Origin of the sequence: Kitasatospora sp. NPDC049258 (assembly GCF_040678895.1) — a bacterium.
Classification (GTDB): domain Bacteria; phylum Actinomycetota; class Actinomycetes; order Streptomycetales; family Streptomycetaceae; genus Kitasatospora.
In genome coordinates this window covers 51,856-66,583 of sequence record NZ_JBFAQT010000027.1, presented here as the reverse complement: position 1 = coordinate 66,583, position 14,728 = coordinate 51,856, and the positions used below count along the sequence as shown (strand labels likewise).

Sequence of the window (14,728 nt, the reverse complement as noted above, 5' to 3'; positions counted from 1 at the left end):
CCACCGACATCTCGCTCTCCTCTCGACGGTCTCCCGTCGGTACGTTCAGCCGCGCAACGCCCCCCGCGCGCGACAATCCTGATTCTGCGTCAGCACAGTTCCTCAGGCACCAGGGTGGCGTAGACCGCGTCGTGCAGCCTTTGGGTCCGGGAGCTGCGGAACAGCTCCGGCCGGAAGCCGGCCCGGCGGAATCCGATGTATGCACCAACCACCTGAACCGGCATATTATCCGCAGCAGCGTACGCGTCAATTCGGCGCAGTCCCAGCTGGTCGAAGCCGAAGCGGCAGATCAGGCGCAGGGCGGCGCTCGCCACCTTGAGACTGCGCGCCCCCGGCAACAGCCAGACCGCGGCCTCGGCGGCCCCCTCGGCGGGCCGCAGGTCCACCAGCTCGGCCCAGCCGACCGAGGGTCCGTCACCGAGGGCCACCGAGAAGTAGGCGGCCCGGCCTTCGGCCCAGAGCAGTGGCGGGACTTCGGCGAGCCAGCGTTCGGCCGCCGCCAGGTCCCGGTGCGGGACCACCCCCTGCATGAACTCCCGGACCAGCGGGTCGCGGGTGCCGGCCAGGACGGTCGCGGCGTCGCCGGCCTCGGGACGGCGGATCACCACCTGACCGTCCACCAGGGTCGGTACGGGTAGCGAGTTCAGTGGGCGCACGGCAGGCCCCCCTTTCGACACACCGGGCGGCCATCAGATCACCTCTACGCGCGAAGATCAACCCGCCTTCCGGCGGGGGCGGCGCAGCTCGCAGGGGGTGGCGGCGCAGGTCGCAGGCCAGGTCGAGCACGAAGCGCCCGGGGCCCGGGAGCGCACCGGGCGGGCGCCCGCACACCCGCCCGCCCAGGCGTCCGGTCGGGGCCGGCGGCCGACTGTTACTCAGCGGTAACGATCGGCCGCCCCGGGGACACCGGGGCGAAACCGCGAACTCCGCCCCCGTTTGCCCGGCGGCCGGTTCGGCCCCGGCCGGCCCGGCACCGTAAGAGATCCGAAAGACGCGCGCCGGGACGCCCCGGATGCTGGCTCGGCACCGCCGGTGACCGGCGTTGCACCGTCCCAGAGCCGTAAGACTCGCGACCGCCGCCCGGCCCTCGGCGGGCGCGCACCGACCGACCGCCCGGCGGAGCACGGCGTCCGCTGACGGTACGTCTGCGGCCCCGGCATGACGGCCCGCAACAGCGCCGTGAAATGCACATGTTGAACGCCGGCAGCGCATTGCGGGCGCTCTCGCGCCGAACCTACCTTCGCTCCCGGGGCCCGCACCCAGCCCGGCCCCACCCGCCGACGAAAGGGACTGCTCCATGAGCCGGAACGACCTGGGTCACGTCGGACGACGGGAGTTCCTCGCCGGAGCCGCCGCCGTGGCGGTCGCGGGCGTCGCCCCCGCGGCCGGCGCCCTCGCCGCGGCCACCCCGGCGGTCGCCATCCCCGCAGCGGCGGGCGCCCGCCCCAACATCCTGGTCATCCTCACCGACGACCAGCCCAAGCAGACCGAGTGGGCCACCCCGAACACCGTCGGCTGGCTCGCCGGCCACGGCGTACGGTTCACCGCCGGCCACGTCACCACCCCGCTCTGCGCCCCCTCCCGCTCCTCGATCTTCTCCGGGCGCCAGGCGCACCACCACGGCGTCCTCGACAACTCCTCGCCGTACAACCTCGACCAGCACACCACGGTGCAGCGCTACCTCCAGCAGGCCGGCTACCGCACCGGCCTGTTCGGCAAGTACCTGAACGCCTGGCACACCGCCGACAACCCGCCGCACTTCGAGGAGTGGCTGTTGGAGAGCCCCGTCATTTACAACGACGGCACCTGGAACGACAACGGCACCGTGCGCACCATCCCCGGCTACAGCACCACGGTCATCAAGAACCGCACCCTGGCCTTCCTCGACAAGGCGGCCACCGACCCCAGGCCCTGGTTCGCCTTCGTCGCGCCCAAGGCCTCCCACGAGCCGAACACACCCGAGCCGAAGTACGCGGACACGCCCGTCCCCGCCTGGAGCGGCCGACCCGGCGTCACGGAGCCGGACCGCAGCGACAAGCCGGACTTCATCCAGGCCGCCACCGCCACCCTGGCCGACGGGCAGGCGCTGCGCCGGCGGCAGCTGCGCACGCTGCTCTCGGTGGACGACGCCGTCCAGGAGATCCACGACAAGCTCGCGGCCCTCGGCCAGCTGGACAACACCCTGGTCTTCTACCTCGGCGACAACGGCTACACCTGGGCCGACCACGGCTGGTTGAAGAAGTCGGTGCCCTACCGCCCGGCCTTCGAGGTGCCGTTCTACGTCTCCTGGCCCGCCGGGGGCCTCGGCTCGGGCACCGTCGACGACCGGATCGTGGCCACCATCGACATCGCCCCGACCATCCTCGACGCGGTGGGCATCACGCCCGACACCCCGCAGGACGGCCACTCGCTGCTCACCGGGCACCGGCGCGACCACCTGCTGGTCGAATGGTGGAAGCACGGCACGGGCGCCGGCGGCCCGCACACCTGGTCCTCGTACGTGAGCGGCACCGAGCAGTACACCGAGTACTACCAGCTCCACACCGACGCGGCGGGCCGGCCCACCGGCACCGGGTCGGTGCTGTTCCGCGAGTACTACGACCTGGTCGGCGACCCGCACCAGCTGACCAACAAGCTCTACGGGGCCACGCCCCAGGACGAGCAGCGGCTCGGCATCCCGGCCCTCGCGGCCGCGCTGGCCGCCGAGCGCTCGGCCTGATCGGGCCACCCCACCCCACCGGCCGCCCGGAGGCCCCACGGGCGGCCGGGCCCGCCCTTCTCCCACGAAGACCACCGGACCACTCCTTGGATGCACCGATGCGCGCCTGCTGCACCCCCGAACAGTCCGCGGCCGAGCCCAGCGCCGCACCGACCCCGATCCTGCTCACCCTCGCGCCCCCGACACCGCCGCCGATGCCCCCGCCGCCGCCCTCCCCGGCCGCGCTCCGGGCCGCCCGAGGGCTGCTCGCCCTGCCCGGCGGGCGCTTCCTGATGGGCACCGACGACCCGGTCGCTCTCCCCGCCGACGGCGAGGGCCCGGTCCGCGAGATCGAGCTCGGGGCCTTCCGGATCTCCCCGACGACCGTCACCAACGCCGAGTTCGCGTCCTTCGTCAAGGACACCGGGTACGTCACGGACGCCGAGCGCTTCGGCTCCTCCTTCGTCTTCGGCGGCTTCCTGCCCGCCGGGCTGCGGGCCGCCTCCCGCACCGTCGTCGGGGTCCCCTGGTGGCACATGGTCGAAGGCGCCGCCTGGCGGAGCCCGGAAGGCCCCGGATCCGACTTCGCCGCCCGCCAGGCCCACCCGGTGGTGCACGTCTCCTGGAACGACGCCCGGGCCTACTGCGCGTGGTCCGGCACCCGGCTGCCCACCGAGGCCGAGTGGGAGTACGCCGCCCGCGGCGGCCAGGAGCAGCGCCGCTACCCGTGGGGCGACGACCTGGCGCCGGGCGGGAAGGAGCTGCTGAACATCTGGCAGGGCGTCTTCCCCACCTCCCACACCGGCCGGCACCGCGGCACCGCCCCCGCCCGCGCCTACCGTCCGAACGGCTTCGGCCTCCACAACACGGTCGGCAACGTCTGGGAGTGGTGCGCCGACCGGTTCAGCGTCGACTTCCACCGCACCGGGCCGCGGGTCGACCCGGTCGGCCCGCCCACCGGCACCGCCCGGGTGATGCGCGGCGGCTCGCACCTGTGCCACGACTCCTACTGCAACCGCTACCGGGTGGCGGCCCGCAGCTCCAACACCCCCGAGAGCTCCACCGGCAACATCGGCTTCCGGGTGGCGGCCGGCGGCCCGCACCGACCCCGCTGATGACTGCCGTCGCAGGTCGGCCGCATCGCTCCTAGCATGGAGAAGGAGGGTTGATCCACCGACCGGAGAGGTGCGTGTCCGGTGAGCGAGCAGAGCATGATCGAGACGATCCGATCGGTCTACGCGGCGTTCGGGAGCGCAGACGTGCCGGGGATCCTGGCCGAGCTGACCGACGACGTCGACTGGGCCTCGGAGACCACCTCCACCGTCGCCCCGTGGTACGGGGTGCGGCACGGGAAGACTGAGGTCGCCGAGTTCTTCGAGCAGTTCGGGTCGACCATGGAGGTCGAGGAGTTCACTCCGCTGTCCTTCGCCGCGAACGAGAGCGACGTACTGACCGTGGTGCGGCTGCGGGCCACCCACCGGGCCAGCGGGCGGACGGTGGCGATGGACCTGCACCACCGGTTCGGCTTCCGCGACGGGAAGATCGCCTACTACCGGGGCACCGAGGACACCGCCCAGACCGCGGCGGCGCTGCTCCCCTGACACTGCGCCGGCGCCTCGGCAACCGGCTGACGCAGGTGAACAGATCTGCTGGTCAGCGTGTCGCTCAGCGTCCGCGGAGACGCTCTTGGGAACCATGACCCTGGAATCGTCCAGGCCACCCAGGAGCCCCCCATGCCCGCTCGGGCCACCTTCCCCCTCGTCAGGAACCTCGCCCACGGCGTGCTGGTGCTCGCCTGCGCCGTGCCGCTCGCGGCCTGCGGCAGCGAAGCCGCCTCTCCCCCGCCCTCCGCAGCAGGATCGACCTCCGGATCGGCATCCCCGTCGGCATCCCCGTCGGCATCCCCGTCGGCGTCCGGATCGGCGTCCGGCTCCCCGATCGCCTGCGCGCAGAGCGGCCAGCTGCTGGGCGCCGGATCCACGGCGCAGGCCAATGCCATCGACGTGTGGAAGGCCGCCTACAGTTCGGCCTGCCCCGGCACCACCATCAACTACGGTGCGAGCGGCTCGGGCGCCGGCGTCCAGCAGTTCAACCAGGGCAAGGTCGCCTTCGCGGGCAGCGACTCCGCGCTGAAGCCGGCCGAGGTCGACGCCTCCAAGGCCGTCTGCACCGGCGGGCAGGGCATCGACCTGCCGATGGTCGGTGGCCTGATCTCGATCGTCTACAACATCGACGGGGTCGACAACCTCGTCCTGGACGGGCCGACCATCGCGAAGATCTTCAACTCGCAGATCACCCAGTGGAACGACCCCGCGATCACCGCGCTCAACCCGGGTGTGAACCTGCCGGCCGCGGAGATCCAGAGCATCCACCGGGGTGACGACTCGGGCACCACGGACAACCTGACCCAGTACCTCGCCAAGACCTCCGCCGGCGCGTGGCCCTACCCGCCGGGCAAGGCCTGGACGGGCCAGGGCGGCCAGTCCGCCAGCGGCAGCGCCGGGGTCGCGGCGCAGGTCAAGCAGGTCAAGAACGCGATCAGCTACGTCGAGCTCTCCTTCGCCCAGACCAACAAGCTGAAGAGCGCCGCGATCGACACCGGCGCCTCCACGCCGGTCCAGGCCACCCCCGCCGCCGCGGCCACCACGCTCGCCGCCTCCCAGGTCACCGGCACCGGCAGCGACCTCGCCCTGAGCCTCGACTACGGCACCCAGCAGGACGGCGCCTACCCCCTGGTGCTGGTGACGTACGAGATCGTCTGCAACCAGGGCAACAAGTCCGGCTCGCTGGACCTGCTGAAGTCCTTCCTCACCTACACCGCCAGCAACGACGGCCAGCAGGCCATCGGCAGCCAGGGCTACGTCCCGCTGCCCGCCGCGCTGACCTCCAAGGTCCAGGCCGTGATCCCCACCCTGAGCTGACCGACCACCCCGCCCGCCCGCCCGCCGCCCCCGGACGGGCGGGCAGCCCCGTCAGGCCCCGTCAGGCCCCGGCCCGTTCCGGGTGGGTGAGGTTGGCACCGCCGGCCGGGTCGAAGACGTGGATCCGACCGGTGTCGATCCACAGCTCCAGGGGCTCGCCCTCGGCGGCGCGGGTCGCGGGGCTGAGGCGGGCGACGACCTGGTGCCCCTGCATCCCGGTGTCGGCGCGGCCGGAGTCGGCGGCGAGTTCGGCGAGTTCGGCCGAGCCCGCGGGCCCGCCCTCCTCGGTGAAGTGGACGAAGACGTCGGAGCCGACCGATTCCCGGACCTCGACGGTGGCCGTACAGGTGATGCCGGTGGGCTGGTCGTCGATCAGGGCGGCGTCCTCGAAGTCCTCGGGCCGGATGCCGACGATGAGTTCGCGCGGTGCGTCCTGCTGCTCCAGCAGGCGGCGCAGGCGGTCGTCGACCGGCAGGTCCCCGAGCGAGGTGCGCAGGAGGTTGTGCTCCAGGGTGGCACCGAGGAAGTTCATCCCGGGGGAGCCGATGAAGCCGGCGACGAAGAGGTTGACCGGTGCGTCGTAGAGGTACTGCGGGGTGCCGACCTGCTGGACCAGGCCGCCCCGCATCACCACCACGCGGTCGCCGAGGGTCATGGCCTCGACCTGGTCGTGGGTGACGTAGACCGTGGTGGTGCCCAGGCGCCGCTGCAGCGCGGCGATCTGGGTGCGCATCTGGACCCGGAGCTTGGCGTCCAGGTTGGAGAGCGGCTCGTCCATCAGGAAGGCCTTCGGGTCGCGCACGATGGCGCGGCCCATCGCGACCCGCTGGCGCTGCCCGCCGGAGAGGTTGGCGGGCTTGCGGTCGAGGTGCTGGGTGAGGTCGAGGATCCGGGCGGCCTCCTCCACCTTGGTGTTGATGACGGCCTTGTCGGTCTTGGCGAGCCGGAGCGCGAAGCCCATGTTGTCGCGGACGTTCATGTGCGGGTAGAGGGCGTAGCTCTGGAACACCATGGCGATGTCGCGGTCCTTGGGCGCGCGGTCGTTCACGACCTGGCCGTCGATCCGCAGCGTGCCCTCGGTGATGTCCTCCAGCCCCGCGATCATGTTGAGGGTGGTGGACTTGCCGCAGCCGGAGGGGCCGACCAGGATGACGAACTCGCCGTCGGCGATGCTGAGGTTGAAGTCGCTGACGGCGAGGGCGCCGTCGGGGTAGCGCTTGGTGATGCCGTCGAGGACGATCTCGGCCACGGTCTGCCTTCCTGATCCCGCCGTGGTGGGCGGGTCATCCCTTGACTGCGCCGGCGGTGAGGCCGGCGACGATGCGGCGCTGGAACAGCAGCACGAAGATCACGATGGGTACGGTGATCACCACGGCCGCCGCGGCGATGGACCCGGTCGGCTGCTGGAACTGCGAACTGCCGGTGAAGAAGGCGATCGCCGCCGGGACGGTGCGGGCGGCGGTGGTGGAGGTCAGCGAGATCGCGAAGAGGAAGTCGTTCCAGCAGAAGATGAAGACCAGGATCCCGGTGGTGAACACCCCGGGCGCGGCCAGCGGCGCGATCACCAGGCGGAACGCCTGGGCCGCGGTGGCGCCGTCCACCTTGGCGGCCTTCTCCAGGTCCCACGGGATCTCCCGGAAGAACGCGGAGAGGGTGTAGATCGCCAGCGGCAGCGAGAAGGTCATGTAGGGGATGATCAGCCCCGGCCAGGTGTCGAAGATCCCGAGCACCCGCTCGATGTTGAACAGCGGCGAGACCAGCGAGATCGGCGGGAACATCGCGATCAGCAGCGACATCCCGATCAGCAGCCGCTTGCCGGGGAAGCGCAGCCGGGCCACCGCGTACGCGGCCATCGTGCCGAGCACCACCGCGATGGTGGTGGCGATCACCGCGATGCCGATCGAGTTGATCAGCGCCCGGGTGAACTCCGAGGTCTGGAAGATGCCGCGGTAGTTGGCCCAGGTCCACTTGCGCGGGATGAAGTCGCCGTCGCTGAGCGTGCTCGGGTCCTTGAACGAGAGCGCCACGATCCACCAGACCGGGAACAGCGCGTACAGCACCACGATGAGGTTGACGACACCCCAGCCGGTGAGGGTCCTGCCGCGGTGGGACATCATCGCCGCTCCGGTTCGCCGCCCGGCGCCGCGGCGCCGAAGATCTTGATGAAGAAGAAGGCGATGACCGCCACGCACAGGAAGATCAGCACCGAGATCGCCGACCCGATGCCGAGGTTGAGGGCGGTGAAGAGGTTGTCGTAGCCGAGGATCGAGACCGATCCGGTGTCGTTGGAGCCGCCGGTCAGCACGTAGATGTTGTCGAAGATCCGGAACGCGTCCAAGGTGCGGAACAGCAGCGCGACCAGGATGGCCGGCTTCATCAGCGGCAGGATCACCAGCCGCAGCCGCTGCCAGAAGTTCGCCCCGTCGACCATCGCCGCCCGCACCGTCTCACCGGGCACCAGGGCGAGTCCGGCGAGCAGCAGCAGCGCCATGAACGGCGTGGTCTTCCAGACCTCGGCGATGATGATCAGCCCGATCGCCTGCCACTGGTCGGTCAGCGGCGCGCTCCCGGCCGGCAGCAGCGCCGCCAGGTAGCCCGTGCCCGGGGTCCACGCGTACTGCCACGAGTACGCGGCGACCACCGTGACGATGCCGTACGGGATCAGGACTGCGGTGCGGACGGCGCCCCGGCCGAAGATCGCCCGGTGCATCACCAGCGCCAGCGCCATCCCGAGGACCAGCTCGATGGCCACCGAGACCACCGTGATGAGCACCGTCACCCACAGCGCCTGCCACCAGAACGGCGAGGACAGCACCGCCCCGTAGTTGCTGAGCCCGACCCAGTGGGCCTGCCCGGGGAAGCGCAGGTCGTAGCGCTGGAGCGAGAGGTAGATCGCGTACGCGATGGGGTAGGCGGTGACGGCGACCATCACGATCACCGCGGGCGCGCACAGCAGCAGGCCGAGCCGGCGCTCCTGCCGGGCGCCTTCGGAGAGTTCGGCCCGGCCGTGCCCGGCGGCGGCCTTGGTGGACGGGCTCACGGGATCAACCCCTTGGATCCGAGGGCGTCCTGGATCTGGCCGCGCAGGTCGGCGACGGTGCTCTCGGGCCGGATCGAGGCGGGCGGCGACAGGGTGTGCGAGATGGCGATCGACACGTTCTGGTAGGCCGGGGTCTGCGGCCGCACGCTGGCGGTGTCGAGGGCGGCCAGCACGTCCGCCGCGAACGGGTAGCTCTTGGTCAGCTCGGCGGCCTGGTAGAGGCTGCGCAGCGAGGGTGGCAGGCCGCCCTCCAGCGCGTTGGTGAGCTGGTTCTCGCGGTCGCGCAGGCACAGCGTGGCCTCGAAGGCGAGGTCGGGCTGCCGGGTGTAGGTGCCGACCGCCAGGTCGATGCCGCCGATGGTCACGGTGGCCGGCCGGTCGGCGGTGACCCCGGGGTAGGGGGCCCACTTGAAGTGCGGGAAGAGGTCGGGCTGGTTGGCCTTCATCGACGGGTAGACGAAGGGGTAGTTGAGCTCGAAGGCGGCCGTGCCGGACTCCATGGCGAGCCGGTTCTGATCCTCCATCTGGTTGGGCAGCGAGGGGTCGGCGGCCGCGGAGACGGCGGTGTCGTGCATGATCCCGGCGGCGACCACGGCCGGCGGGCCGAGCGAGGGCGCCTGGGCGTCCGGGGTGAGGATCGATCCGCCCGCGCTGGTGACCAGGGTGTTGAACCAGACCGTCAGGCCCTCGTACTGGGCGCCCTGGATCTCGACGTAGTGCGGCTTGCCCGCCTTGGCCAGGGCCTCGGCCTGGGTCAGCATCTCGGCCCAGCTCTTCGGCGGCGTCGGCACCAGGTCGTCGCGGTACCAGAGCAGTTGGGTGTTGGAGTTGTAGGGGGCGCCGTACAGCCTGCCCTTCCAGGTCGCGGTCTGCACGGCGGCGTCGAGGGTGTCGGCGGTGGCCTGCTGCTTGCGCTCCCCGGTCCACTCGCGGATCCAGCCGGCCTCGGCGAACTCCGCGGGCCAGGTGACGTCCAGGCCCATGATGTCGACCTCGGCGTCGTGCGCGGCCAGCCGTCGCACCAGTTGCTGGCGCTGGCCGTCCGCCGTCCGCGGCAGCTTGTTGTACTGGACCCGGTAGCGGCCCCCGGAGGCCTGGCTGCACCGGTCGGCCGCCTGCTGCAACGCGCCCGAGTCGTCGGGGAAGTTGTACCAGTTCAGGACCACGGGGCCGCTGCCGCCACCGCTTCCGCAGCCGGCCAGCAGCGAGCTGGCCAGCGCGAGTGCGGCGGCGGCCGCGGGCCACCGCCGGCGGAGCCTCGGGCGCCTGGGCATCGCACTCCTGCCGTCGGGGAAGGACCTGGCGGGCTCACGCTACGGAGGCGGGCGCCGCCGCACCGGGGACACTCCCGGGTTCGGCCCGGGGACCGACCGGACGGCGTAATGCCGCAGGCCCCCGCCCGTCGCGGGCCGGGGCCTGCGGCGTCCTCGAGGTCATCGATCAGAGCACCACGAAGGCCGCCCACACCGCGAACGGGGCGATCGCGCACACGCCCGCTCCCCAGCGCAGCAGCCCCTGGTAGGTCGCGGACCGGAGCTGCTCGGGGGCGTTGGCGACCACCAGGGCGCCGTTGGTGGAGAACGGGCTCGCGTCCACCACCACCGCGGCCGAGGCGAGGGCGACGACCGTGCCGGTGGTCGCGATGGACCCCGAGGCGAGGAACGGCGCGGCGAGCGGCATCAGCGCGCCGAGGATGCCGGTGGTGGAGGCGAAGGCCGACACCACTCCGGCGACGTAGCAGATCAGCAGGGCGGCCAGCAGCGGGGCGCCGACCGCCGCGATCGAGCTGCCGAGCGAGTCCACCACGCCCAGGCGTTGCAGCAGGGCGATGTAGGTGACGATCCCGCAGACCAGCAGGACCACCGGCCAGGCGATCTCCCGGGTGGCGCGCTGAGCGGTGCTGCGGAAGACCAGGGCGAGGGCCGCGGCCAGGGTGAGGGCGAACAGGCCGGTGTCCAGCCCGAGCACGGTGGTCCCGGTCACCAGGAGCACCAGCGCGACCAGGGTGGCCACCTGTTCGACCCCGGGCGCCGGCGGGGCCTGGTCGGCGGCACCGTCCTCGTCGGCGACCGTGGCGAGCGTGCGGCCGCGTCCGAAGACCAGCCAGGTGATGCCGGCGGCGGCCGCGTTGACCGCGAAGGTCCCCGCGAACAGGGCCGTCGCGCCGACCTTCAGGTGGTTCGCCGCGAGGGAGGAGTTCACGATGCCGCCGAGGATGGCGGTGGGGGCGAAGCTGCCGGCGGCGGCGCCGTTGACGGCCATCAGGCCGACGTAGAGCGGGCTGATCCGGTGGCGGACGGCGAAGGTGATGCCGATCGGCGCCAGGATGGCGACCGCGGCCGGGGAGGCGGCGCCGGTCGCGCACAGCGCCGTGGCCAGCAGGAACAGGATCCAGGGCACCACCGCGGCCCGGTTGCCGGCGGCGCGCACGGCGGCGTGCACCAGCCAGTCGACCGTGCCGTTGGTGCGGGCGATGCCGAAGAGGAAGGTGACGGCGACCAGGACCACGAACATGTCGACCGGGAAGCCCGCCAGCACCTCCTTCGCGGGGTGCCCGAGCCACACCGTGCCGAACAGGAAGGCCGAGATCAGGGCGAGTATGCCCATGTTGAGGCCGCGCAGGGCGGCCAGCACGAAGACGACGACCAGGACCAGGACGCCGATCAGATCAGTGGACATGGCGGGGATCCTCCGGGAGTGCGGTGGGCGGCTCGTCGAGCCAGGCGAGGACGGTGCGGGTGTGCTCGCCCAGCGCGGGCACCGGCCGCAGGCGGTCGGGGGTGCGCCCGTGCACGGTGACCGGCGGGATCAGGCCGCTCAGTTCACCGACCGGGCTGTCGAAGGCGGCCCAGCGGCCGCGGGCGCGCAGTTGGACGTGCTCGCCGAACTCCCGCACGGTGCGCTGCCTCGCGTGGGCGATCCGGGCCTCGTCCAGCCGGCCGAGCAGCTCGGCCTCGGTCAGGGCGAGCGTGGTCTCCCGTACCAGGGCGTCGAGTTCGGCCCGGTGCCGGACCCGGTCGGCGTTACCGGCGAACCGGGCGTCGGCCGACAGGGCGGGTCTGCGCAGCACCAGCTCGCAGAAGGCCGTCCACTCGTGGGCGTTCTGCAGGCCGAGCATCACGATCCGCCCGTCGCGGGTCGGGAACGGGCCGTAGGGGGCGATGGTGGCGTGGTCGGCCCCGGTGCGGGCGGGGGGCGTGCCGCCGTAGCGGGTGAAGTACTCGGCGTACCCCATCCACTCGCCCAGGGCTTCGAGCATGGAGATCTCCAGCCGGGTGCCGCGGCCGGTGCGGGTGCGCTCCAGCAGCGCGGTGAGGATGCCGGAGTAGGCGTACATGCCGGCGCAGATGTCGGCGATGGACAGGCCGACCTTCGAGGGGGTCTCGGGGGTGCCGGTGATGGCCAGCAGGCCGGCCTCGCTCTGCACCAGCAGGTCGTACGCCTTGCGGTCGCGGTACTCGCCGGTGCTGCCGTAGCCGGAGATGTCGCAGGTGATCAGGCGGGGGTGCCGGGCGGCGAGGACGGTGTGGCCGATGCCCAGCCGGTCGGCCGCGCCGGGGGCGAGGTTCTGGACGAGCACGTCGGCCCGGTCGACCAGTTCGTGCAGCCGCCGGTTGCCCTCCGGCGAGCGGACGTCGAGCTGGACGCTCTCCTTGCCCCGGTTGAGCCAGACGAAGTGGCTGGACATGCCCCGGACGGTGCGGTCGTAGCCCCGGGCGAGGTCGCCGGTGCCGGGCCTTTCGATCTTGATGACGCGGGCGCCCAGATCGGCGAGCTGCCGGGTCGCGAACGGTGCGGCCACGGCCTGTTCGAGGGAGAGGACGACGAGGCCGGCGAGTGGGCCGTCCTCGACTCCCGCTCCGGGGCTGTACGGGTGGTGCGGCTCTGGCATGGACGTGCTCCTTGAGGATCCTGCTCGGATGTGGAGACACTGTCCGCCGCCCGCGGGCCGCTGTGAAATGACGGATTGTCGGTGCGTCCATGCGTCCGCCGCATGGTCCGGCGCGGGCCGCGGACCATGTCCAACGCGTATGGCAGGGAGCCGATTTCGTCATTTCACAGGGTCGGATCCGGTTTTCGACAATGGCGGTATGACGAACGAGGAGAACCACCACCGGACCGCTGCCGACCGGGTACCCGCGGAGGGTTGGCCCGGCCGCTACTTCGAGGACTTCACGGTCGGGGACGTCTACCGGCACCCCCTGGGGCGGACCGTGCTGGAGACCGACAACTCCTGGCTGACCCTGCTGACGCAGAACACGGCGCCGCTGCATTTCGACCGGCACTACTCGGCCGGGACGGTGTGGGGCAGGCCGCTGGTCGACTCCACCTTCACCCTGGCCCTGGTGACCGGGCAGAGCGTCACCGACGTCTCCCAGCACGTGATGGCGAACCTCGGGTGGGACCGCGTGCGGCTGCCGAACCCGGTGTTCGAGGGCGACACCCTCTACTCGCAGTCCGAGGTGCTCTCGGCCCGGGCCTCCTCGAGCCGCCCCGACGTGGGGGTCGTCACCGTCCGCACCATCGGGTTCAACCAGGACGGCGTCATCGTGATCACCTTCGAGCGGACGCTGCTGGTGTACCGGCGCGGGCACGGGCCGTCGTTCCACGCGGTGGAGCCGGTGTGGGACGAACGCTCCCGGGCGGCGGCGGGCCTGGACGGGTGATCCGGTACGGGGGAAGGGCCCCGCGGCGGCTGCCGCGGGGCCCTTCGCGCGTTCAGCGGCCGGCGCTGCCGTCGCCGGTCTGCGCCGCCGCGGTGGCCAGCAGGTCGCGGGCGTACTCCAGGCGGGGGCGGTCGATCATCTCGCCGTCCAGCCGGACGGCCGCGCCGTGGCTGTCCGCGGCGTGCTCCAGCACCCGGCGGGCCCAGGCGAGTTGCGCCGGGTCCGGGCCGAAGGCCGCGTTCACGGGGGCGATCTGCGCGGGGTGCAGGCAGAGCTTGCCGGTGAAGCCCCCGGCCCGGCCCCGGGCGGCCTCCTGCCGGACGGCGTCGACGGCGTCGAGTTGCATCGCCGGGCCGTCGATCGGCCCGCGCAGACCGGCCGCCCGGCTGGCGACGACCAGCCGGGTGCGGGGGTAGGCCCAGGCCTCGGGGGCGTCGCCGAGGCCGGTCTCGCGCCGGAAGTCGGCGACGCCGAAGGCGAGGGCGAAGGTGGCGGGCGCGGCGGCGACCGCGAAGGCGTTCTCGATCCCGAGCGAGGTCTCGACCAGCGCGACCACCGGCGTGCCTGCGGGCAGCAGCGCGGCCGTGGCGGTGACGGCCTCGGGGTGCTCGGCCTTGGGCAGCATCACGCCCGCGAGCACCGGGAGCCGGGCCGCCACCCGCAGGTCCGCGTGCCAGTGCTCGCCGGCCCGGTCGTTGACGCGCACCCAGACCGGCGGGCCGTCCGCCCCGAGGCGGCCGAGGCAGGCCCGGGCGAAGTCCTTGCGGTCGGGGGCGACGGCGTCCTCCAGGTCGAGGATGACCGCGTCCGCGTCCGGCCCGCCCGGGCGGGGGTAGCGCTCGGGCCGGTCGGCCGGTGTGAACAGCCAGGAGCGGGCGTAGCGCGGGTCGAGGGCCATCAGCTCTCCTCCGAGGTGGACCCGCAGGTGAGGTCGAGGCCCGCCCGGACGGTGCACCGGCGGGTCGCCGCCTCGGTCTCGACCCAGTCCGCGAGATGGTGCACGATGGCGAGTCCGCGCCCGTGCTCACCCTCCTCGCGGGGCAGGCGGCGGCAGGCGCGCGCGGGCGGGACGGCGCCGAAGTCCGCCACCTCGACGCACAGCGCCCGCTCGCACAGCGACAGGCTCACCGACATCTGCGCACCGCCGTACGCGGCGGCGTTGGCGGCCAGTTCACCGACGATCAGGACGGCCGCGTCCCGGGCGCCCTCGCCGACACCCCAGCCCGCCAGCACGGCCGAGACGTAGTGCCGCACGGTGCACACCAGGTGCTCCTCGGCCGCGAGGACCAGCAGGCCGTGGCGGCGGGGCGGCCGATCCTCGGCCGGACACCCGTCCCCACGGGGCCCGGGGCCGGTGGTGGAAAGGTTTGTGCTCATGCCGCCATGCTCGGACGGCGCCACC

At 72.6% G+C, this 14,728-nt stretch carries 14 protein-coding genes; 5 read left to right on the top strand and 9 right to left on the bottom strand.

Annotated elements, in window-relative coordinates; all coding sequences use genetic code 11:
• Positions 1–89: 89 nt before the first annotated feature.
• Complete coding sequence (locus AB0K43_RS22260) at positions 90–656, bottom strand: GNAT family N-acetyltransferase (RefSeq protein ID WP_363642336.1); 567 nt, start codon at positions 654–656, stop codon at positions 90–92.
• Positions 657–1,297: 641 nt separating this feature from the next.
• On the opposite strand from AB0K43_RS22260, the gene AB0K43_RS22255 reads away from it, so the two are divergent.
• The 4 genes from AB0K43_RS22255 to pstS all read left to right on the top strand — a co-directional run bounded on the left by AB0K43_RS22255 (position 1,298) and on the right by pstS (position 5,619).
• Positions 1,298–2,719, top strand: coding sequence for a sulfatase (locus AB0K43_RS22255; RefSeq protein ID WP_363642334.1), 1,422 nt, complete (start codon positions 1,298–1,300; stop codon positions 2,717–2,719).
• Positions 2,720–2,913: 194 nt separating this feature from the next.
• The gene (locus tag AB0K43_RS22250) at positions 2,914–3,813 is read left to right on the top strand and encodes a formylglycine-generating enzyme family protein (protein WP_363642366.1); all 900 of its coding nucleotides are present in this window, start codon (positions 2,914–2,916) and stop codon (positions 3,811–3,813) included.
• Between the two features lie 81 nt (positions 3,814–3,894).
• On the top strand, positions 3,895–4,299 hold the full coding sequence (locus AB0K43_RS22245) for a nuclear transport factor 2 family protein (RefSeq protein ID WP_363642332.1): 405 nt from the start codon (positions 3,895–3,897) through the stop codon (positions 4,297–4,299).
• 132 nt (positions 4,300–4,431) lie between these two features.
• On the top strand, positions 4,432–5,619 hold the full coding sequence (pstS, locus tag AB0K43_RS22240; RefSeq protein ID WP_363642330.1) for a phosphate ABC transporter substrate-binding protein PstS: 1,188 nt from the start codon (positions 4,432–4,434) through the stop codon (positions 5,617–5,619).
• Between the two features lie 61 nt (positions 5,620–5,680).
• On the opposite strand, the gene ugpC is transcribed toward pstS, so the two are convergent.
• From ugpC to AB0K43_RS22210, 6 genes are all read right to left on the bottom strand, one after another.
• On the bottom strand, positions 5,681–6,868 hold the full coding sequence (ugpC, locus tag AB0K43_RS22235; protein ID WP_363642328.1) for a sn-glycerol-3-phosphate ABC transporter ATP-binding protein UgpC: 1,188 nt from the start codon (positions 6,866–6,868) through the stop codon (positions 5,681–5,683).
• 34 nt (positions 6,869–6,902) lie between these two features.
• Complete coding sequence (locus tag AB0K43_RS22230; protein ID WP_363642364.1) at positions 6,903–7,733, bottom strand: carbohydrate ABC transporter permease; 831 nt, start codon at positions 7,731–7,733, stop codon at positions 6,903–6,905.
• Positions 7,733–8,659: a sugar ABC transporter permease gene (locus AB0K43_RS22225; RefSeq protein ID WP_363642326.1), complete on the bottom strand. Its 927-nt coding sequence runs from the start codon at positions 8,657–8,659 to the stop codon at positions 7,733–7,735. The genes AB0K43_RS22230 and AB0K43_RS22225 overlap by 1 nt, the downstream gene beginning before the upstream one ends.
• On the bottom strand, positions 8,656–9,933 hold the full coding sequence (locus tag AB0K43_RS22220) for an ABC transporter substrate-binding protein (RefSeq protein WP_363642324.1): 1,278 nt from the start codon (positions 9,931–9,933) through the stop codon (positions 8,656–8,658). The genes AB0K43_RS22225 and AB0K43_RS22220 overlap by 4 nt, the downstream gene beginning before the upstream one ends.
• Positions 9,934–10,099: 166 nt before the next feature.
• The gene (locus tag AB0K43_RS22215; RefSeq protein ID WP_363642322.1) at positions 10,100–11,338 is read right to left on the bottom strand and encodes an SLC13 family permease; all 1,239 of its coding nucleotides are present in this window, start codon (positions 11,336–11,338) and stop codon (positions 10,100–10,102) included.
• Positions 11,328–12,551 (bottom strand): CaiB/BaiF CoA-transferase family protein, encoded by a 1,224-nt coding sequence (locus AB0K43_RS22210; protein ID WP_363642320.1) that lies wholly within the window; start codon positions 12,549–12,551, stop codon positions 11,328–11,330. The genes AB0K43_RS22215 and AB0K43_RS22210 overlap by 11 nt, the downstream gene beginning before the upstream one ends.
• 199 nt (positions 12,552–12,750) lie before the next feature.
• On the opposite strand from AB0K43_RS22210, the gene AB0K43_RS22205 reads away from it, so the two are divergent.
• Entirely contained in the window at positions 12,751–13,326 is a 576-nt protein-coding gene (locus AB0K43_RS22205; protein WP_363642318.1) for a MaoC family dehydratase, read from the top strand.
• A gap of 52 nt (positions 13,327–13,378) precedes the next feature.
• Here AB0K43_RS22205 and AB0K43_RS22200 read toward each other — a convergent pair whose 3' ends face one another.
• Entirely contained in the window at positions 13,379–14,224 is an 846-nt protein-coding gene (locus tag AB0K43_RS22200; protein WP_363642316.1) for a CoA ester lyase, read from the bottom strand.
• Complete coding sequence (locus AB0K43_RS22195; RefSeq protein WP_363642314.1) at positions 14,224–14,703, bottom strand: ATP-binding protein; 480 nt, start codon at positions 14,701–14,703, stop codon at positions 14,224–14,226. The genes AB0K43_RS22200 and AB0K43_RS22195 overlap by 1 nt, the downstream gene beginning before the upstream one ends.
• Between the last annotated feature and the right edge of the window lie 25 nt (positions 14,704–14,728).

Bases quoted from the DNA above. Each gene is read 5' to 3' on its own strand.
- AB0K43_RS22255 (WP_363642334.1), top strand. From the start codon at position 1,298: ATGAGCCGGAACGACCTGGGTCACGTCGGACGACGGGAGTTCCTCGCC.
- AB0K43_RS22250 (WP_363642366.1), top strand. From the start codon at position 2,914: ATGCCCCCGCCGCCGCCCTCCCCGGCCGCGCTCCGGGCCGCCCGAGGG.
- pstS (WP_363642330.1), top strand. From the start codon at position 4,432: ATGCCCGCTCGGGCCACCTTCCCCCTCGTCAGGAACCTCGCCCACGGC.
- AB0K43_RS22230 (WP_363642364.1), bottom strand. From the start codon at position 7,733: ATGTCCCACCGCGGCAGGACCCTCACCGGCTGGGGTGTCGTCAACCTC.
- AB0K43_RS22220 (WP_363642324.1), bottom strand. From the start codon at position 9,933: ATGCCCAGGCGCCCGAGGCTCCGCCGGCGGTGGCCCGCGGCCGCCGCC.
- AB0K43_RS22215 (WP_363642322.1), bottom strand. From the start codon at position 11,338: ATGTCCACTGATCTGATCGGCGTCCTGGTCCTGGTCGTCGTCTTCGTG.
- AB0K43_RS22210 (WP_363642320.1), bottom strand. From the start codon at position 12,551: ATGCCAGAGCCGCACCACCCGTACAGCCCCGGAGCGGGAGTCGAGGAC.
- AB0K43_RS22205 (WP_363642318.1), top strand. From the start codon at position 12,751: ATGACGAACGAGGAGAACCACCACCGGACCGCTGCCGACCGGGTACCC.
- AB0K43_RS22200 (WP_363642316.1), bottom strand. From the start codon at position 14,224: ATGGCCCTCGACCCGCGCTACGCCCGCTCCTGGCTGTTCACACCGGCC.
- AB0K43_RS22195 (WP_363642314.1), bottom strand. From the start codon at position 14,703: ATGAGCACAAACCTTTCCACCACCGGCCCCGGGCCCCGTGGGGACGGG.